The sequence below is a fragment of the Alteromonas sp. B31-7 genome (genome assembly GCF_015767655.1).
Classification (GTDB): domain Bacteria; phylum Pseudomonadota; class Gammaproteobacteria; order Enterobacterales; family Alteromonadaceae; genus Alteromonas; species Alteromonas australica.
On sequence record NZ_CP065233.1, the window covers coordinates 3,034,986 to 3,051,611 of the forward strand.

Below are 16,626 nucleotides of genomic sequence, written 5' to 3' on the forward strand. Positions count from 1 at the left end.
GAGCATAGGATGCACTCAGTTACTAACCCCCTTCAAGCGTGTAATGATATTTTTTTCAAGCCGGGCGGCGTGTTTACGGCAGTTGGCGAGAAAAATAACTGGTCTTGGGTCGCCTTTATCGTCGTTATTGTTATGGCATTACTCCCACAATACTTGTTTGTCAACTTTGTGGATATTGCCTGGTATCAAGATTTAATCATTTCCACTGAAGGCGATTTAAGCCCTGCAGAAATTGACCAGCGCCGTGCATTTATGACCCGTTCTGCGTTTATGCTTCAGCATGTCGTATTTACTGGCATAGGCTTTATTGTAATTCAGGCCATCATGGCGCTTTACCTTCATCTTTGCACGCGCAATGACGATAGCCATGTATTCGGGTTTACTGACTGGTACGGTTTCATGTGGTGGACTGCGATGCCCGCGGTAATTAACTCTCTGGTCGCAGTAGCACTATTGCTATTTTGGGCCGATCACCAAGTTTCACCCGCGATACTGGCCCCCTTCTCATTGGCTTTTGTTCTGGGTATTGAAATGTCATCTCAGTGGTACGGTGTCGCATCGGGATTAAGTCTAATTACCCTTTGGTCTATTTACTTGATGGCTGTTGGTATTGCTCGTTGGACTTCGTTTTCAACGAAAAAGAGCGTCATCATCGCCGCCGCTCCCACGGTGTTTTTCACGTCCTTGTTTGCCCTATTCGCCCTCACATAAACCATAGCGCGTTGCCGCTGATGTTAGGTCAGTGGCAACTGCACGCTAGGTTTAGAAGTCACACTCATCGGACGAAAATAGTCCTTATTCTCGTAAAAACACGGCGTTTGTTCCTGATACCAATGAGGAATACCAAGCAGTGGAATGGGCTTCAGCAGTGGCGCACGATTAAAGTTGTCTAGGGCTTGAATACGCTCACACAAAGCCACATCCAAGCGTTCATGTTGCCTTTCTACGCTCTCATTAGAAAAGCCCCTAGGCACTTTTATCGCCATCCATTTGCCAGTTAACCCTTCAAAAGGCGATAACATCATCTCAAAATTCGCATGCCCGAAAACAAATGGATGGAGGATTTCTCCCCAAGCGCTGCGCTCTTCTAAAAAGACCTGATTCCACTGGTGGTGAGCCAGTTGGCTAAGCAACGCATTACCTTTTTGAAGGTGATCTTCTTCTACGGCGATAACCACACCACATTCATCAAAATGGGTGATCCTATTTCGTCTCGGTGTTCTTGGATGCGCGCCTTTTAGATTGATATCTTCCATATGCAATCTATTCAGCAGCGCCTTTGTTCGGGGGAACTGAATCCACACAAGCGCATTGAATAAGTCATGCCAACTGTGTTCTCGTGTGGGCACTTGGCTATCCTCAGCGATAATCGCTTCGTAGTACCGAGATTCCGATTCTGGGTATTCACCTTGCGCTTTAAATTCGGGGCCATGCCACACTTCCCTTGATGCTCTAGCCACTTGGTTAAGTTGATGCGCACTGGGAAAAGAAGCACTATTATCAAGTAAGCCAGCATGATTAAGCACCGCTAACACTGGCCCTGCACACTGGGTGCGTAAAACATCCGGTTGCCAAAGCAATTCACTGAAATTCATACAAACTATTGGGTTGAAATACGGTTTTCTCTATACTGGGTGATATTGTAGAGCAAACAGAGACTAACAATGAAAAAAATGTTTTTGCCCTTGCTTGTACCTACCCTATTAAGTGTAGTTGCTTGCTCCCCTAATAACGACAGTGGCGTTCAAAATGATGCTAAGCCTGATGCAGTGCAAAGCAGCAACTTTGAGGCGATTTACTCAGGTATATCCGATAGCGATATTCGTGCACCGCTTAAAACCTTGTCTTCAGATGAATTTGAGGGACGTCTGCCCACCACACCTGGTGAAACAAAAACCATCGAATACCTCGTTGATGCGTTTAAAAACGCAGGTCTTCAACCTGGAAACGGCGACAGTTATTTGCAAAAAGTCGCCTTAATGGAAATTACCGCCGATCCAGATATGACAATGACCATTGGCGATAACCAATTTGCCTATAAAAAGGATATGGTTGCCTCATCAAAACGTGAGCAAGCCACCATTGCGCTTGAAGACTCCGAGTTGGTGTTTGTGGGCTATGGTGTAAATGCGCCAGAGTACGATTGGAACGACTATGAAGGGCTCGACGTAAAAGGCAAAACCGTGGTGATATTGGTCAATGATCCCGGTTTTGAAAACCCCGAAAGCGGCAAATTTCAAGGCACCACCATGACTTACTACGGTCGATGGAGCTACAAATATGAAGAAGCTAGCCGCCAAGGCGCCGCTGGTGCAATCATCGTTCACGAAACAGCGCCGGCTTCTTATGGCTGGTCGGTGGTTGCCAATAGCTGGAGCGGCCCACAATATGGTTTAGTTAGCGAAGATAAAGGGGCTAGCCGTGTTGCGATGGAAGGCTGGCTAACCCTTGATGCAGCACAAAAAGTATTTAGCGATGCTGGACTAGATTTTTATGAAGAAAAGGCCAAGGCGATGCAAGGTCCTTATCATCAGCCAATGAACCTTACCGCTTCAGTTACTGTTAAAAATACATTCAAAAAGTCAGAAAGTCACAATGTGATAGCCACCTTGCCTGGTGCTGAACTTCCCGACGAACATGTTATTTATACAGCTCACTGGGATCATTTAGGTAAAGATGAGAGCAAAGAAGGCGATCAGATTTACAATGGCGCCCTAGATAACGCAACAGGTACTGCCGCAATTCTTACGATGGCAAAAGCCTATGCCAACCTAACGCCTCGACCAAAGCGTTCAGTGTCATTTCTTGTCGTGACTGCCGAAGAACAAGGCTTACTCGGCAGTAAATACTACGCCACTCATCCTGTTATTCCCATGGATAAAACCGTCGCGAATATTAATATGGATGCCATGAATGTGTTGGGCAAAACAAAAAATGTAGCAGTGGTCGGCATGGGGAAATCTGAATTAGAAGACTACCTTGAAAAAGCAGCCGCGAAGCAAGGGCGTACGCTCACTCAGGAAGATCGACCCGAAGCAGGCTATTATTACCGCTCAGATCACTTCAGTTTCGCCAAACAAGGTGTACCTGCACTCTACGCAGAAGGCGGAGATGAGCCTTTAAATGAAGAGGTGGCAAAATACCGCAAGCGTATGAAAGTCATCAAAACGGGTTGTTATCACCAAGTTTGCGATGAATACCGTGAAGACTGGGATTTAGGCGGTGTGGTTGAAGATACCCAAATGCTATTCGACGTTGGCGTAAACGTCGCCAACGCAGACAAATGGCCTGCGTGGCGCTCCACTAGCGAGTTTCAGCGTACCCACTAAGAATGCAGCTATAGCAACAAAAGCCCGCCAGGCTAAAAAAACTGGCGGGCTTTTTCACATGAAGATGGCTTTAAGTTCTTCGGCTCCGAAGGTCGCAATTTCAAATGCAATAAGCAAAATAATTATCCATTCTAGAAACGAGGAATGCTTGTGATTTAAGTCATCCGCTAACATCTCGAAAAGCTCATGGATCACATCCAGCTTATTGGATAATAGGCCTACTCTAGAACTAATATCTAAATAACGGGCAGATGCACTATAGGCGTATTCATATTCGGGATATTCCCAAAAAAACTCTGGGGTATCCAACAAGCCGTAATGTAAAAAGATGTCACTTTTAGTACTGAATAAATGACCACGGATTTTCGCCAGTGCTGAACGACTCAAATTTATCTTTCCTGTTTGCGCCAACGCTCTTGGAAGATAAGCGTACTGAGAGATGGTTGTTTGCGCTTGTTGTTCATACTCATTAAGTTTCAGTGACTGAGCAATTGCATGGCTAATAGACAGTCGTAACAGCGGTTCACTATCCCCAAGGTGAATCATGTCATGCTGAATTTTTAACCCGCCCTCGGTAATTTCGAAATGAAAATGCTCTTGATGTTCCGTATTTAATAGCGCCCCCGATAGATTGAGTTGTTGCAATAAAAGTGTGCGCTCCACGTCCTCAGCGCCCCAGAAAATAATAACCCCATACGCAAATACCCACGCTTCTCCCCCCTGCAAAGGGAAATAGGTGGCGTCTCTGTAACGAACAGCCTGCATATTAAATGTACACTGAGTAAACATTTCTTCAGGCACAAGATAAGCTGACACACGATGATGAATAAATGGCATACCTAAAACCAAATGGTGGAAAATTCGGCAGGATTATGCGCGCAATTTATGGTTGTGGATACAAATATAAACCAATAGAAATCAATAAGATAAAAATAATAAATATGAATAGGGTTCGGCAACGTATCCCGCTATCCCGTTAAGCAGGTTATTCAAACGCCATGCAAAAGTGTTTAATTAACACACAACCTTAGCCAGTAACGATGTTTTTGGAATAATAATTTCCATTTTCTCATCATAATGTGCTTGCAATTTCCTGTCAGACTGGCACATTCAAGGGCAAGCGAATAAGAAGATAAAATAAAAGCAAAAACCTTCGCATGCTCTAAACGAGTACCCGACAGAAAACTTCATTAATTTTTCAACAAGTGAACAGAGAGAATCCGTTTTATGTGTGGTATTTTCGGTATCCTTGATATCAAAACCGACGTGTCTGAACTCAGAACCCAAGCCCTCGATTTATCCAAACTTCTGCGCCACCGTGGCCCTGACTGGTCGGGTATCTGGAATAATGACAATACCATTCTTTGTCACGAAAGACTGGCTATTGTAGACGTTGATACTGGTGCTCAGCCATTAATAAGCCAAGATGGCAACCAAGTATTAGCCGTGAATGGTGAAATTTATAACCACAAGCAACTTGCTGAAAATTTAGCACAGCCTTACCCGTTCAAAACACGCTCTGATTGCGAAGTTATTTTGCCGTTATTCCAACAAAAAGGCATTGAGTTTATTGATGAGTTGGAAGGCATGTTTTCATTCGTTCTTTACGATGAAACACAAGATGCGTATTTAATTGCACGTGACCATATTGGCATCATCCCGTTATACACGGGGTATGATGAACACGGTAACTTCTATGTAGCGTCTGAAATGAAAGCGCTCGCACCTATGTGTAAGACCATCAGCGAGTTCCCTCCAGGTCATTACTTATGGAGCAAAGAAGGCAAAGTCACCAAGTACTACAAACGCGACTGGATGGAATATGACGCGGTAAAAGATAACACCACCAACTTAGAAGATTTACGTGTGGCGTTTGAAAAAGCAGTGAAGTCGCACATGATGTCTGATGTTCCCTATGCCGTGTTACTGTCTGGTGGATTAGATTCTTCATTGGTGTCAGCAGTTGCCGCAAAATATGTGGCTAAGCGCGTAGAAGACGAAGATAAAACTGATGCATGGTGGCCTCGCTTGCATAGCTTCGCGGTAGGTTTAGAAGGTGCGCCAGATCTTAAAGCAGCGAAAAAAGTCGCTGACATGATTGGTACCGTTCACCATGAAATCAACTTCACTATTCAAGAAGGTCTTGATGCCATCCGTGACGTAATTTTCCACTTGGAAACTTACGATACCACGACTATCCGCGCGGCAACGCCAATGTATTTGATGACCCGCAAAATAAAAGCGATGGGCATTAAAATGGTGTTGTCAGGAGAAGGTGCGGATGAAATCTTTGGTGGTTACTTGTACTTCCACAAAGCACCTAACGCAAAAGAGTTCCATGAAGAGACAGTGCGTAAACTCGATCGCCTTCATATGTTTGATTGCGCCCGGGCGAACAAAGCGACTTCTGCTTGGGGTGTGGAAGCCCGTGTGCCTTTCTTAGATAAGAACTTTATTGACGTTGCTATGCGCCTTAACCCTCAAGACAAAATGTGTCTAGACGGGAAAATGGAAAAATGGATTTTACGTAAAGCATTTGATAACGGTGATACCTTGCCAGCAGAAGTGTTATGGCGTCAAAAAGAGCAGTTTGGTGATGGTGTGGGTTACTCTTGGATTGATTCAATAAGAGAGTTTGTTGAAGGCGAAGTGAGCGATCAACAACTCGCTACCGCAGAATTCCGCTTCCCAGTAAATACGCCAGATACCAAAGAAGGGTATTACTACCGCACCATTTTTGAAGGATATTTCCCACAAGAAAGTGCGGCCAAATGTGTGCCAGGTGGTAAATCTATCGCCTGTAGTACCGTAGAAGCACTGGAATGGGATGAAAGCTTCAAGAACAATGCAGACCCATCGGGTCGTTCAATGAAAGACGTTCACGCAGGCGAGTCTTAATACCCCCCTTCGTATGACCAATGAAAACAGGCCGCTATGCGGCCTGTTTTTTTATACTCGCTTAATGTTATGGCGTGACCACCGAGTACCACAATTGCTTATTTCCCACCGGCGTGTTCGGTGGGAGTAATGGATTTTCCAACGTATATATTCGTCGAGAATCCATATTTAAAGATTCAAGTAACGTTTTGTGGGTAGAAAGAAACAAATCATCAAAAGAACCATCGGCTATAGCTCGCTCTAATCCCGTTTCAATTAACCTTGCTAACGTGGGGTTACTTTTGCTCACAAAGTAATACATGGCAGTGGGGTAATAGAGCGCCATGTCGGGTTCAACTTGCAGAACAGACCCCCTCCCTGCCGTTTCCATTTCAGCTGTTATTTCAATCACCGAGCGTGGAAAAAAGTCGCCTTTCCCCTGCAATAACAGCGCGTAAGCTTGTTTAAATTCTGGCACCGTAAAAACGTTAAAACCGTTTGCTTGCAATATTTTCGTATCTGGCCATTCTTCTCCTTGCAAAGGAGTAAGCTTCAATAAGTCGCCTTTCGACTTAACCTGTGCGAATTTGTCTTTTTTCTCTTCGTTAATCACGAACACCCGCATACCAATTAACCCTTTGGCAATGGGGATACGGATAGGGAGCAAATCCTTTTCTCGCTGAGTATCAGTCATACTCCAAACAACATTCACTTCGCGATTTTCCCTTAACTGCCGAAGTGCTTTGCCGGTAAGCAAAATTCGGTCTGAGGGTAGCAACTCGTAATTAACACCTGTTTTTTCTAGGGCCAGCTTAAGTAACGCAATAGGGTACTCGGTACGCGCATCTGTATCGTCAATGGGGCGCGGGTAGGTAATTGTCCACAATGCAGCGTCTGCAACAGGCGATAAAAGTAAGCCCCAAAAAGTCATCAACAGCGTGAAAATACATTTCATGAACACCGCTCCCTTAAATCCAACATTAATTCAGTACTTAGCATGTTTATTATTCAATACCGATATATTTGTGCGTCTGTAATGATAGACGCCAATTACGGGAAATACAGGTTTTGACGGCTAACTCGGTGGCACGTGCCTGTTGGCTGATGGGTTGTAAACACACTTGTTTATCGTCTAGGGATGACACTTTTTCTAGCAGGATATCAAGTTCATCAATATGCTTTTGCATTGCAATGGGGTGTTTAATTTCGTTGGCCCGCTCTAGCGCGCTTACCAATACTTCCATGCCCCCTTTCATATTAATTTTGGGCGACACAGTGACGTATGTACGTGGGTCACAACGCACTTCAAACGTACCGCTGGTTTCAATTTGTGTGGTATAGCCACGGTTATGCAATAACTCGGTGAGTGGGATTAAATCGTACATACAAGGCTCCCCCCCTGTAATAACCACATGCTTCGCCACATAACCTTGCGCTTCAAACAAGGCTAACAATTCATTTTCGTTGACGTCAAAGTAATGCTCTGACTCTTCATTTTTTGCAATGACGGCTTGCGCTGTAGTTACCAGAGCATCATCCAGCGTCCATGTATGTTTTGTATCACACCACGGACAACCAACCGGACATCCTTGCAAGCGAACAAAAATAGACGGGATCCCCGTATGCGCCCCTTCGCCCTGAATGGTTTCAAACATTTCATTAATGCTGAGTGTGATAGATGTCGACAAAATTTAGCCCTTTTACAATTGTATGTTGGGATTTTACCAAGGATCACATAAAATTCGGGTATAATTTCTTAAATTTTAAAAACTATGTCAGAAAACGTCGTTGTTATCTATTCAGGCGGGATGGATTCCTTCACCGTCTTACACAAAGCCATAAGAGATGGAAAAAAAGTAAACGCATTATCGTTCGACTACGGACAGCGTCATAAAAAGGAACTCGATTACGCCGCAAACGTATGTCGGTCTTTAAACATTCCTCACAAAGTGGTGGACATCAGCGCCATTAACACCTTAATTGGCGGTTCGTCGTTAACCTCAGATATTGAAGTGCCTGAAGGCCACTACGAAGAACCTAGCATGAAGCAAACTGTGGTACCCAATAGGAACATGATTTTACTTTCATTGGCGGTGGGTTACGCGGTGAGCTTAGAAGCAAATGAAGTGTACTATGGCGCGCATTCTGGCGACCACGCTATTTACCCGGACTGCCGACCAGAGTTTGTTGAAAAAATGAATGATGTTTGTCACATTGCCAACTACACCCCGGTAGACATTGTTAGCCCTTATTTAAAAGTGAGTAAAACCGATATTCTTACCGATGGACTGAAAATGGGCTTAGATTATGGGCTAACTTGGACCTGCTACAATGGGCGAGAGAAAGCTTGTGGAAAATGTGGTGCCTGTGAAGAGCGCTTAGAAGCCTTTCGCGACAACAATGCAACCGACCCCCTTGAGTATGAAGCACACTAACGTGTGCTTTGTGAGGGGCTTTCTTTCGCCTTCATCTTAGCAAGTAGCCGTGTGAGTAAATGTACCGCGGCGACAGAAAGAAACGCACTCACCCCTAGCGCGCCGCCCACACCAGCGATAAACGGCAATAATACCTCGTAACAGGCAGCAAACAGGCTACCTGCCACAGTAACAGCCATCATTCCAAATCGGTGAGGCGCGCTCATTCCTACAAAACTTCCACCAAAAAATGCCGCAGCCCACATATCCGGAGCTACACCCAATAAATACAGTACGCAATAGAACAATAACGTGAGCAAACTAGAAGCGCGAACAGGTGTAAACTTAGCGTGATGTGAAAGGAAATAGGTTAACCATGCACCAAGCAACGAAGAGGCAAATATTAGGATCACCGTCATAGAAAGTCCCTTACGACCAAACCACCAGCCACCGCCACGAAAGCAATTGCACCTAGCCGACCTCCAAAGCCGGTAAACAAGCCACGGGTAACCGTATAAAAACTAGCGCCAAGCACACAGATAAGTGCAAGTAACCACCACGATTCAATGTAGTTTCCCGAGCACATGCCAGCAAAGGCTCCCGCGTAAATGGCCGCTTGTGGGTGATGTTCATATGATGCTGGGAAATTCCAAAAGCTACCTGCTAACCCAACTATTGCCGCTGCCAATACTACTGGGACTTGCAGCAGGGTATGGAGCGCGAAACAACTAAACGCGCCAAAGAAAAAAGCGAACAATTTACTTATGAAAAAAATAGCGTTTACCCAATAAAAATGCCCTATCGATTAGGGCATTCATTATGGCATACATTCTCGCTGAGAAAATGGGGGAAGGCCTACTTTTGGCTTTCCGCAATAAAGTAAGTAAGTTCTTTAATACAGTGCCTTAATACAGGGTTAAGACGAGTATTTTTTCCGTTGATAACAAATAGATTATGGCTGAAGTTAAACAAACTGCCGTTGGCAATAGGCACCAGCCCGAGTGCCGCGCCCTGCTCTTTAGCCATGTAGTCTGGTAATAAACCAACATATTCGCCAGTCATAATGGCCGACATGGCTGCATCAAAAGAGTCTGAAAATGTTTGAATGGCTAAACGTGATTCATCTTCAATATAATTGGCTGACGATAAGCCTGAAATACCAATCGCAGGGTAGTCCTCAATATTCACGTTGTCGGGTAATTCACAATCACGGTATTTGGCTAACGGATGAGTAGGCGCACAATAAAGTCGCCCTTCGGTAGCAATACCGATTGGGTGGAAGGTAACCGACTCAGGTTTTACCATATCATAGGTAGAAACAACCAAGTGACATTCACCTGATAACGCCACATGCTCAACTTCATTGTACAAGCGGGTTTGGATATTCACATGAATATCATCAAACTTTTTCATTGTACTTTTAACCGCTTTACTTACAGCTAAGTGCATAGATAGCGGTAAGCCAGCCATTAACACTAACGTAATGTGCCCTGAGTAATCATCGTGAAGTGATTTTAAATTAAATACAAAGTTATCGAAGGCGTTGAAGATACGTTTTGTTTCTTGGAATACAACTTCGCCTTCTTTCGTCATTTGAAAACCGCCTCTGCCTCGATGACAAAGAACAAGATCAAGACGCTCTTCCAACTTTTTAATGGCAGCACTTATGTTGGGACGCTGCATACGCAACACTGGTTCTGCCGCAGTAAATCCGTTGCAGCTTGCTACTGCGTAGAACACGCGAAGTAGCTTTATATCCGATTCCTGTAGACGGTTTAGCATAGAGTCACCCGTTTTAGGTATAGTTATAGATACTCAATAAGTGACTATATGCAAGTCGTCCTTTTATTACAACGATAAAATTAGCCTTTCTACCGTAATTTACAGTAAAAATTTCGCTTATTGGCCAATATTGTGGTTATCTCACCTCATACTAAAACTTTAGTATAAGCAGTTAGAGGTTAAGAGAGGGCCACAACTTGTTTTCTTAACGCTTCAATGTCATCCCGTAAGGATGCCGCCTTCTCAAATTCAAGCTCTCGGGCATAATTGAACATTTGCTTTTCCAGCTCTGCAATCTGATCCATAAGGTCGGTAGCACTGGCCGCTTTTTGTTGTTTTTTCTTCTCTTCAACTTTGCGTAGCCGCACCTTTCCAGACGCAGGGTGAGCGCCCTCGCCTAAATCCATAATATCGGTAATAGGCTTATTCAAACGCATAGGGGTAATGTTGTTCGCCGTATTATGTTCGATTTGCTTCTGACGACGACGCCCGGTTTCGTCCATGGCTTTACGCATAGATTTAGTAATAGAATCGGCATACAAAATGGCTCGGCCATTAATGTGTCTGGCGGCCCGACCGATTGTTTGAATGAGTGAACGCTCTGCGCGTAGGAAACCTTCTTTATCGGCATCTAATATTGCAACCAAAGACACCTCTGGCATATCAAGGCCTTCTCGTAACAGGTTAATTCCCACGAGCACATCAAACTTACCAATCCGTAAGTCTCGAATAATCTCGATACGTTCCACGGTATCAATGTCTGAGTGCAAGTACCTGACTTTCACACCGTGTTCGTTAAGGTATTCGCTTAAATCTTCTGCCATTCGCTTAGTCAGCGTGGTAATCAATACCCTTTCATCAACTTTCACCCGCTTTTGAATCTCAGAAAGCACGTCGTCAACCTGAGTAGCAACAGGGCGAACTTCAATTTCAGGATCCAGTAAGCCCGTAGGACGAACAACTTGCTCTACAATATCGCCCTGCGTTTTATTCAATTCATATTCGCCTGGCGTTGCCGACACATAAATAGTTTGAGGGCATATTTGTTCAAATTCGTCGAATTTAAGCGGGCGATTATCTAACGCTGATGGAAGACGAAATCCAAATTCAACTAAGGTTTCTTTGCGGGATCTATCCCCTTTGTACATGGCTCCCACTTGCGATACGGTAACGTGAGATTCATCTATAAACATTAAGCCATCCGCTGGGAAATAATCTAATAAGGTTGGCGGTGGCTCGCCTGGCGCCCGACCAGAAAGGTAACGAGAATAGTTTTCTATCCCAGAGCAGTACCCCAACTCCATCATCATTTCGATATCAAACTGTGTACGCTGAGAGATACGTTGCTCTTCCAGTAATTTGTTTGCCTGTTGCAACTGAGTTTTACGTTCTTTTAGCTCACCTTTAATACGCTCGATAGCATCGAGAATCTTTTCTCGAGGTGTAACATAGTGGGTTTTCGGAAACACCGTTGCCCGGATAACCGATTTATCGACCGCGCCGGTAAGCGGGTCGAAAAGGCTTATTTTATCTATTTCATCATCAAACAGCTCAACCCGAACCGCTTGCTTTTCTGCATCGGCGGGAAAAATATCTATAACATCGCCACGCACGCGAAATGTGCCTCGCTCAAAAGCTAAATCGTTGCGTTTATATTGTAATTCAGCAAGACGACGTAATATGTCCCGTTGATCCATGGTGTCGCCTTGGCGCAAATGGAGCAGCATTTTCATATAGGATTCAGGGTCGCCCAAACCATATATTGCAGACACACTTGCCACAATTACGACATCCCGGCGCTCCATCAGCGCCTTAGTCGCAGATAATCGCATTTGCTCAATGTGGTCGTTAATTGAGGCATCTTTCTCAATGAAGGTATCTGTACTAGGAACGTAGGCTTCCGGCTGATAATAATCGTAATAAGAAACAAAGTACTCTACCGCATTGTTAGGGAAGAACTCTTTCATTTCGCCATACAATTGCGCAGCAAGGGTTTTATTGTGCGCCAAAATTAAGGTAGGACGTTGCACTTCACTAATCACGTTTGCCATAGTAAAGGTTTTTCCTGAGCCAGTAACGCCCAATAGGGTTTGCGCGGCTAACCCACTCTCTAGCCCATCCACAAGGGTAGCTATAGCGTTGGGTTGATCGCCTGCTGGCTTGTAATTTGAATGAAGTTCAAATCCTTTACTCATTAAACACTACCTTTTTTACTTGCGTTCATTGTGTACGTCGCTAGCATCGAATTGCGTGATTGCTCGTTGAAACACCACCACCGACACACATGCCATTGCGATGTTTGCAATAACTGTTCCCCAGAACAGCCCCTTTAAGCCATACAAATAACTCGCGGCTACACTTATTGGGACGAAAAATACAAATAATCGGATCACACTTAATGCTAGCGCGCTCATAGGCCGATGCATTGCATTTAGCGAAGAGTTGGTAAGTATGATAATACCCTGCATGCCATAGCCTAGCGGCACTATCATAAGAAATAACTGAATAAGTGCTGACACTTCGGGTTCTTTCGCAAACGCAGCGCCTATCCACGTGGACAACACCCACATAATGACGAATACGGTGAATTGCCAAAAAAGCACAAATTTGAGAGTTAACGAATAAGCGCGTTTCACCCGGTCTATTTTATTTGCCCCAACATTTTGGCTTATGAACGGAGGAAGCGTCATAGACAATGCTAATACAAGAATACTGGCAATAGACTCCAACCGGTTCCCTACGCCCCACGCAGCCACTGCGGCGGGTCCATAAGCAGCGACAACCGCTGTCATCACTCCACCGGCTATTGGGGTTAACATATTGGCTCCCGCTGCAGGAAGGCCAATACGCAGTATTTCACTGCTACTGGCCTTTAACTCAGTAAAAGACAACAGCCTAGGTAACATTAATTTACGTTGCACCGCTAACAGATACAGGATCCAAAACGCGCCCACACACCACGCTAGCAGGGTGGCTAATGCGGCACCTTGAATGCCCATGGCCGGTACCGGACCAAAGCCAAAAATAAAGACAGGGTCAAGAATAGCGTTAATACCGCCTACGCTTGCCATTACAACACTTGGCGTACGCGTGTCACCACACGCCCGAAGTACACTATTGCCAACCATAGGTAGCGAGAGAAAAACGCTAGAGAGATACCACAGCCCCATATAGTCATAAATATAAGGCATCAATAAAACTGGGGCGTTTAACATAGAGAAAACGAGCTCGATCGTGAAATAACCCACGCAAGCCAAGCTTCCAACCAATATGGCGGATAACATGAGTGAACCGGTAGCATAATGCTGGGATAAGGTTAAATCATTGCTACCCTGTAGTCTGCCAATAATGGCAGATGTGCCAATGCCCAGACCAATGTTAAGACTAATCACGGTGAACGTCACAGGGAAAGTAAAACTAATAGCGGCAAGTTGCTCAGTGCCCAGTAAGCTGACAAAAAAGGTATCTATCAACCCGAAGCTCATCATCATGATCATGCCCAGAATCATTGGAATGGTCATGCGCTTCAATGTGGAACTGATATCACCTTCAATTAAACTGGATGTTTTGCCAGCAGACGTGTTTTTACTCACGAGCCCTCTCAGTGTTATAGGTTTTAAATGTAGTGTTAAGCCCACTACTCACGTTTTGGGCTTCACCGTTCTCGGTAGCAGCATATTGATTTTACCGATTCCAAGAATCAAAGAGCATAAGTCTAAGGGACGCACTCTTAATAAGCTACGATAAATCGACCAAGCTTCTAAAATGAGAGAAGGCCATCTCACTCCCTACCCGATTTGACGAAAGCAGGGGTGTTTTTTAAACTTTCGTCTAATTATTAAACGAAACCCGTGTAAATGATCGTTTTTGCAGTCGAAGTCCTGCTAGTTTACTCCATGGGATAGTTAACCAACGCTTTCGGCTCCGTGACAAATTTGTGACATCTAGATGTCGTTTATAAGTCACCACGTATTTTAGAAAGCGCTATTTGTAATTTATTGATTTTACGCAATGATTGTTAAACATTTGTAAATTCCACTTCGCGGCGACCGCAAAAATCGTTCACCAAGTGTGCATTCGGCGATTTAACACACAAGATATTTTTTGTCCACTAGATCTAAAAAGATCATCTAGGCAGATCAATTAAAAACACCTAAGTGACTATTTTATATGTAAATAACAAAATAATTAACACCAATAGCTATTGATCATACTCCACATGATCAGTGTTCATGTGGCGGCAAAAAACATCTATCAACACACTTATCCACAGATTTAGTGGATAAGTAGCTACAAGCCAGTAACCACGCTACTTTTTGTGACAAATGATTTTGGTAAGGTAAGTAACAACTAACCTTGCGATACTTACGTACAGGTTACACATTTATTAAATACTGTATATACACTCAGTAATCAAAGCTTTTGTTATTCTATTTTGTTATAGATGTTTTATAATCGGGATAGGAAATAAAATCCCTTACTTAGAAAAAAATGGCATCGACGTCTGTGCCTACTATTTCAGTGGGTGACGCCAATGGCTCAATAAATAACCATTATTTTTCGGCATTTGGTGCTTAATTAAGCACAAAAGCGCTAAAAAGCTATTTTTTGTCCACTTAGCACAAAAAAATGCGGAAGGTTGTTGACAGCAACCGAGTACCTCTTTAATATTCGCCTCCGTTGAAAAGCAGGTCCCCCTTAGCTCAGTTGGTTAGAGCGACGGACTGTTAATCCGCAGGTCCCCCGTTCGAGTCGGGGAGGGGGAGCCAACTTTTCATCAACAACTTAGGTGTCGATTCCCCCTTAGCTCAGTTGGTTAGAGCGACGGACTGTTAATCCGCAGGTCCCCCGTTCGAGTCGGGGAGGGGGAGCCACTTAGTTGGCTCATACGCGATAATCTCCCAGCAAGACCTTTTTAAGATTTCCTTCGAAATTTACGAATAAAGACATTAAATAACCCTAATTCAATCAAGTTGTTAATCTGCCCTTAAAAGGCGATAATAGCCGCCAAAATTTTGAATTCATAAATGGGCAACGCCCATCACGCCCTTAAACGGGAATTGTTATTTTCATGACTGATTTTTTATTGCTTCTTATAGGCACAGTATTAGTAAACAATTTTGTTCTGGTTAAGTTTCTAGGCTTATGCCCGTTTATGGGTGTGTCCAGCAAACTAGAAACCGCTATGGGTATGTCTATGGCGACAACCTTTGTACTGACGCTTGCCTCAGCAACCAGTTACCTCGTAGAAACCTATTTATTAGCACCCTTGGGTATTGGCTATTTGCGCACATTAGCCTTCATTCTGGTTATTGCTGTTGTGGTACAATTTACAGAAATGGTGGTTCACAAAACCAGCCCTACCCTTTATCGCCTTCTGGGCATTTTCCTTCCCCTCATTACGACAAATTGTGCGGTACTTGGTGTTGCATTATTGAACTTAACTGAACAACACACTTTTATTGAAAGCCTAATTTACGGCTTTGGTGCTGCTGTAGGTTTTTCTCTTGTTCTTGTTTTATTTGCCGCTATGCGAGAACGTTTGGCCGCAGCCGATGTGCCCGTGGCCTTTAAAGGGGCGTCTATTGCGATGATTACAGCGGGCTTGATGTCTCTCGCGTTCATGGGCTTTAGTGGATTGGTGAAAATATAATGACCATTACCTATGCCGTTATCGCGTTGGGCGCACTGGCGCTACTTTTTGGGCTTATTTTAGGCTATGCCAGTATTCGCTTTAAGGTAGATGCCGACCCCTTAGTCGATCAGATTGACGAAGTGCTTCCGCAAACCCAATGTGGCCAATGTGGCTACCCCGGTTGTCGTCCTTATGCTGAAGCCATTGCCAATGGCGATGAAATTAACAAATGTCCTCCCGGTGGCGAGTCGACAATTAAAAAATTAGCCGACTTAATGGGCGTTGAACCCAAGCCTCTAGACGATGCCCACGGCGAAGAAGACGTCAAGAAAGTAGCCTTTATAAGAGAAGATGAATGTATAGGCTGCACTAAATGCATTCAGGCCTGCCCCGTAGATGCCATACTTGGCGCAGCCAAACACATGCACACGGTAATTGCAGAAGAATGTACAGGGTGCGATTTATGTGTAGATCCCTGCCCTGTAGATTGTATAGACATGGTTCCAGTAACAGAGACAACTGCTACATGGAAATGGGACTTTTCTTCATCACCCAAGGGTGATATTCCAATTAAAATGGTGTCTTGAGC

15 protein-coding genes and 2 tRNA genes are annotated in these 16,626 nt (G+C 44.3%); 8 read left to right on the plus strand and 9 right to left on the minus strand.

The genetic code is table 11. From position 1 onward, the window contains the following. The first annotated feature begins 9 nt into the window (after positions 1-9). Positions 10-711: a YIP1 family protein gene (locus IUA53_RS13080; RefSeq protein WP_044446653.1), complete on the plus strand. Its 702-nt coding sequence runs from the start codon at positions 10-12 to the stop codon at positions 709-711. A 23-nt stretch (positions 712-734) separates the two neighbouring features. Here IUA53_RS13080 and IUA53_RS13085 read toward each other — a convergent pair whose 3' ends face one another. Then, positions 735-1,595 carry a DUF3025 domain-containing protein gene (locus IUA53_RS13085; protein WP_196897240.1) on the minus strand — a complete coding sequence of 287 codons (861 nt, stop codon included), beginning with the start codon at positions 1,593-1,595 and terminating at the stop codon, positions 735-737. A gap of 69 nt (positions 1,596-1,664) precedes the next feature. Here IUA53_RS13085 and IUA53_RS13090 point away from each other — a divergent pair, with 69 nt between their 5' ends. Then, positions 1,665-3,329, plus strand: coding sequence for a M28 family metallopeptidase (locus IUA53_RS13090; protein ID WP_196897241.1), 1,665 nt, complete (start codon positions 1,665-1,667; stop codon positions 3,327-3,329). A gap of 54 nt (positions 3,330-3,383) precedes the next feature. Here the strand turns inward: IUA53_RS13090 and IUA53_RS13095 are convergent, their stop codons facing one another. Continuing rightward, the gene (locus IUA53_RS13095; RefSeq protein WP_044446647.1) at positions 3,384-4,166 is read right to left on the minus strand and encodes an RMD1 family protein; all 783 of its coding nucleotides are present in this window, start codon (positions 4,164-4,166) and stop codon (positions 3,384-3,386) included. A 390-nt stretch (positions 4,167-4,556) separates the two neighbouring features. Here IUA53_RS13095 and asnB point away from each other — a divergent pair, with 390 nt between their 5' ends. Beyond that, a complete protein-coding gene (gene asnB / locus IUA53_RS13100; protein ID WP_044056535.1) occupies positions 4,557-6,227 on the plus strand; it encodes an asparagine synthase B in 1,671 nt (556 codons plus the stop codon). A gap of 67 nt (positions 6,228-6,294) precedes the next feature. On the opposite strand, the gene IUA53_RS13105 is transcribed toward asnB, so the two are convergent. Both IUA53_RS13105 and queE read right to left on the minus strand, forming a co-directional pair. After that, a complete protein-coding gene (locus IUA53_RS13105; RefSeq protein ID WP_044446645.1) occupies positions 6,295-7,161 on the minus strand; it encodes an amino acid ABC transporter substrate-binding protein in 867 nt (288 codons plus the stop codon). Between the two features lie 49 nt (positions 7,162-7,210). Next, the gene (gene queE / locus IUA53_RS13110) at positions 7,211-7,861 is read right to left on the minus strand and encodes a 7-carboxy-7-deazaguanine synthase QueE (RefSeq protein WP_196899535.1); all 651 of its coding nucleotides are present in this window, start codon (positions 7,859-7,861) and stop codon (positions 7,211-7,213) included. 117 nt (positions 7,862-7,978) lie between these two features. Between queE and queC the strand changes: the two genes are divergently transcribed. Further along, entirely contained in the window at positions 7,979-8,641 is a 663-nt protein-coding gene (queC, locus tag IUA53_RS13115) for a 7-cyano-7-deazaguanine synthase QueC (protein ID WP_044056533.1), read from the plus strand. Here the strand turns inward: queC and IUA53_RS13120 are convergent. The 5 genes from IUA53_RS13120 to IUA53_RS13140 form a co-directional block, all read right to left on the minus strand. Next, entirely contained in the window at positions 8,638-9,039 is a 402-nt protein-coding gene (locus IUA53_RS13120; protein ID WP_196897242.1) for a hypothetical protein, read from the minus strand. The two genes, queC and IUA53_RS13120, sit on opposite strands and share 4 nt — an antisense overlap. Then, positions 9,036-9,308 carry a hypothetical protein gene (locus IUA53_RS13125; protein ID WP_332309689.1) on the minus strand — a complete coding sequence of 91 codons (273 nt, stop codon included), beginning with the start codon at positions 9,306-9,308 and terminating at the stop codon, positions 9,036-9,038. Before IUA53_RS13125 ends, IUA53_RS13120 begins: the two co-directional genes overlap by 4 nt. Positions 9,309-9,475: 167 nt before the next feature. Beyond that, positions 9,476-10,402, minus strand: coding sequence for a LysR family transcriptional regulator (locus IUA53_RS13130; protein ID WP_044056531.1), 927 nt, complete (start codon positions 10,400-10,402; stop codon positions 9,476-9,478). Between the two features lie 179 nt (positions 10,403-10,581). Next, positions 10,582-12,597 carry an excinuclease ABC subunit UvrB gene (gene uvrB / locus IUA53_RS13135; RefSeq protein ID WP_044446638.1) on the minus strand — a complete coding sequence of 672 codons (2,016 nt, stop codon included), beginning with the start codon at positions 12,595-12,597 and terminating at the stop codon, positions 10,582-10,584. A 15-nt stretch (positions 12,598-12,612) separates the two neighbouring features. Then, the gene (locus IUA53_RS13140) at positions 12,613-13,911 is read right to left on the minus strand and encodes an MATE family efflux transporter (protein WP_081869563.1); all 1,299 of its coding nucleotides are present in this window, start codon (positions 13,909-13,911) and stop codon (positions 12,613-12,615) included. A gap of 1,183 nt (positions 13,912-15,094) precedes the next feature. Between IUA53_RS13140 and IUA53_RS13145 the strand changes: the two genes are divergently transcribed. The 4 genes from IUA53_RS13145 to rsxB all read left to right on the plus strand — a co-directional run bounded on the left by IUA53_RS13145 (position 15,095) and on the right by rsxB (position 16,624). Further along, positions 15,095-15,171 (plus strand) — tRNA-Asn (locus tag IUA53_RS13145). Positions 15,172-15,199: 28 nt separating this feature from the next. After that, positions 15,200-15,276: transfer RNA gene (locus IUA53_RS13150), tRNA-Asn, on the plus strand. A 197-nt stretch (positions 15,277-15,473) separates the two neighbouring features. Continuing rightward, positions 15,474-16,055 (plus strand): electron transport complex subunit RsxA, encoded by a 582-nt coding sequence (gene rsxA / locus IUA53_RS13155; RefSeq protein ID WP_044056529.1) that lies wholly within the window; start codon positions 15,474-15,476, stop codon positions 16,053-16,055. Next, complete coding sequence (gene rsxB / locus IUA53_RS13160; protein ID WP_044056528.1) at positions 16,055-16,624, plus strand: electron transport complex subunit RsxB; 570 nt, start codon at positions 16,055-16,057, stop codon at positions 16,622-16,624. Before rsxA ends, rsxB begins: the two co-directional genes overlap by 1 nt. Positions 16,625-16,626 lie beyond the last annotated feature (2 nt).

What these genes read in the sequence shown, in the direction of transcription:
- IUA53_RS13080 (WP_044446653.1), top strand. Translation starts at nt 10, where the DNA reads ATGCACTCAGTTACTAACCCCCTTCAAGCGTGTAATGATATTTTTTTC.
- IUA53_RS13085 (WP_196897240.1), bottom strand. Translation starts at nt 1,595, where the DNA reads ATGAATTTCAGTGAATTGCTTTGGCAACCGGATGTTTTACGCACCCAG.
- IUA53_RS13090 (WP_196897241.1), top strand. Translation starts at nt 1,665, where the DNA reads ATGAAAAAAATGTTTTTGCCCTTGCTTGTACCTACCCTATTAAGTGTA.
- IUA53_RS13095 (WP_044446647.1), bottom strand. Translation starts at nt 4,166, where the DNA reads ATGCCATTTATTCATCATCGTGTGTCAGCTTATCTTGTGCCTGAAGAA.
- asnB (WP_044056535.1), top strand. Translation starts at nt 4,557, where the DNA reads ATGTGTGGTATTTTCGGTATCCTTGATATCAAAACCGACGTGTCTGAA.
- IUA53_RS13105 (WP_044446645.1), bottom strand. Translation starts at nt 7,161, where the DNA reads ATGAAATGTATTTTCACGCTGTTGATGACTTTTTGGGGCTTACTTTTA.
- queE (WP_196899535.1), bottom strand. Translation starts at nt 7,861, where the DNA reads ATGTTTGAAACCATTCAGGGCGAAGGGGCGCATACGGGGATCCCGTCT.
- queC (WP_044056533.1), top strand. Translation starts at nt 7,979, where the DNA reads ATGTCAGAAAACGTCGTTGTTATCTATTCAGGCGGGATGGATTCCTTC.
- IUA53_RS13120 (WP_196897242.1), bottom strand. Translation starts at nt 9,039, where the DNA reads ATGACGGTGATCCTAATATTTGCCTCTTCGTTGCTTGGTGCATGGTTA.
- IUA53_RS13130 (WP_044056531.1), bottom strand. Translation starts at nt 10,402, where the DNA reads ATGCTAAACCGTCTACAGGAATCGGATATAAAGCTACTTCGCGTGTTC.
- uvrB (WP_044446638.1), bottom strand. Translation starts at nt 12,597, where the DNA reads ATGAGTAAAGGATTTGAACTTCATTCAAATTACAAGCCAGCAGGCGAT.
- IUA53_RS13140 (WP_081869563.1), bottom strand. Translation starts at nt 13,911, where the DNA reads ATGATTCTGGGCATGATCATGATGATGAGCTTCGGGTTGATAGATACC.
- rsxA (WP_044056529.1), top strand. Translation starts at nt 15,474, where the DNA reads ATGACTGATTTTTTATTGCTTCTTATAGGCACAGTATTAGTAAACAAT.
- rsxB (WP_044056528.1), top strand. Translation starts at nt 16,055, where the DNA reads ATGACCATTACCTATGCCGTTATCGCGTTGGGCGCACTGGCGCTACTT.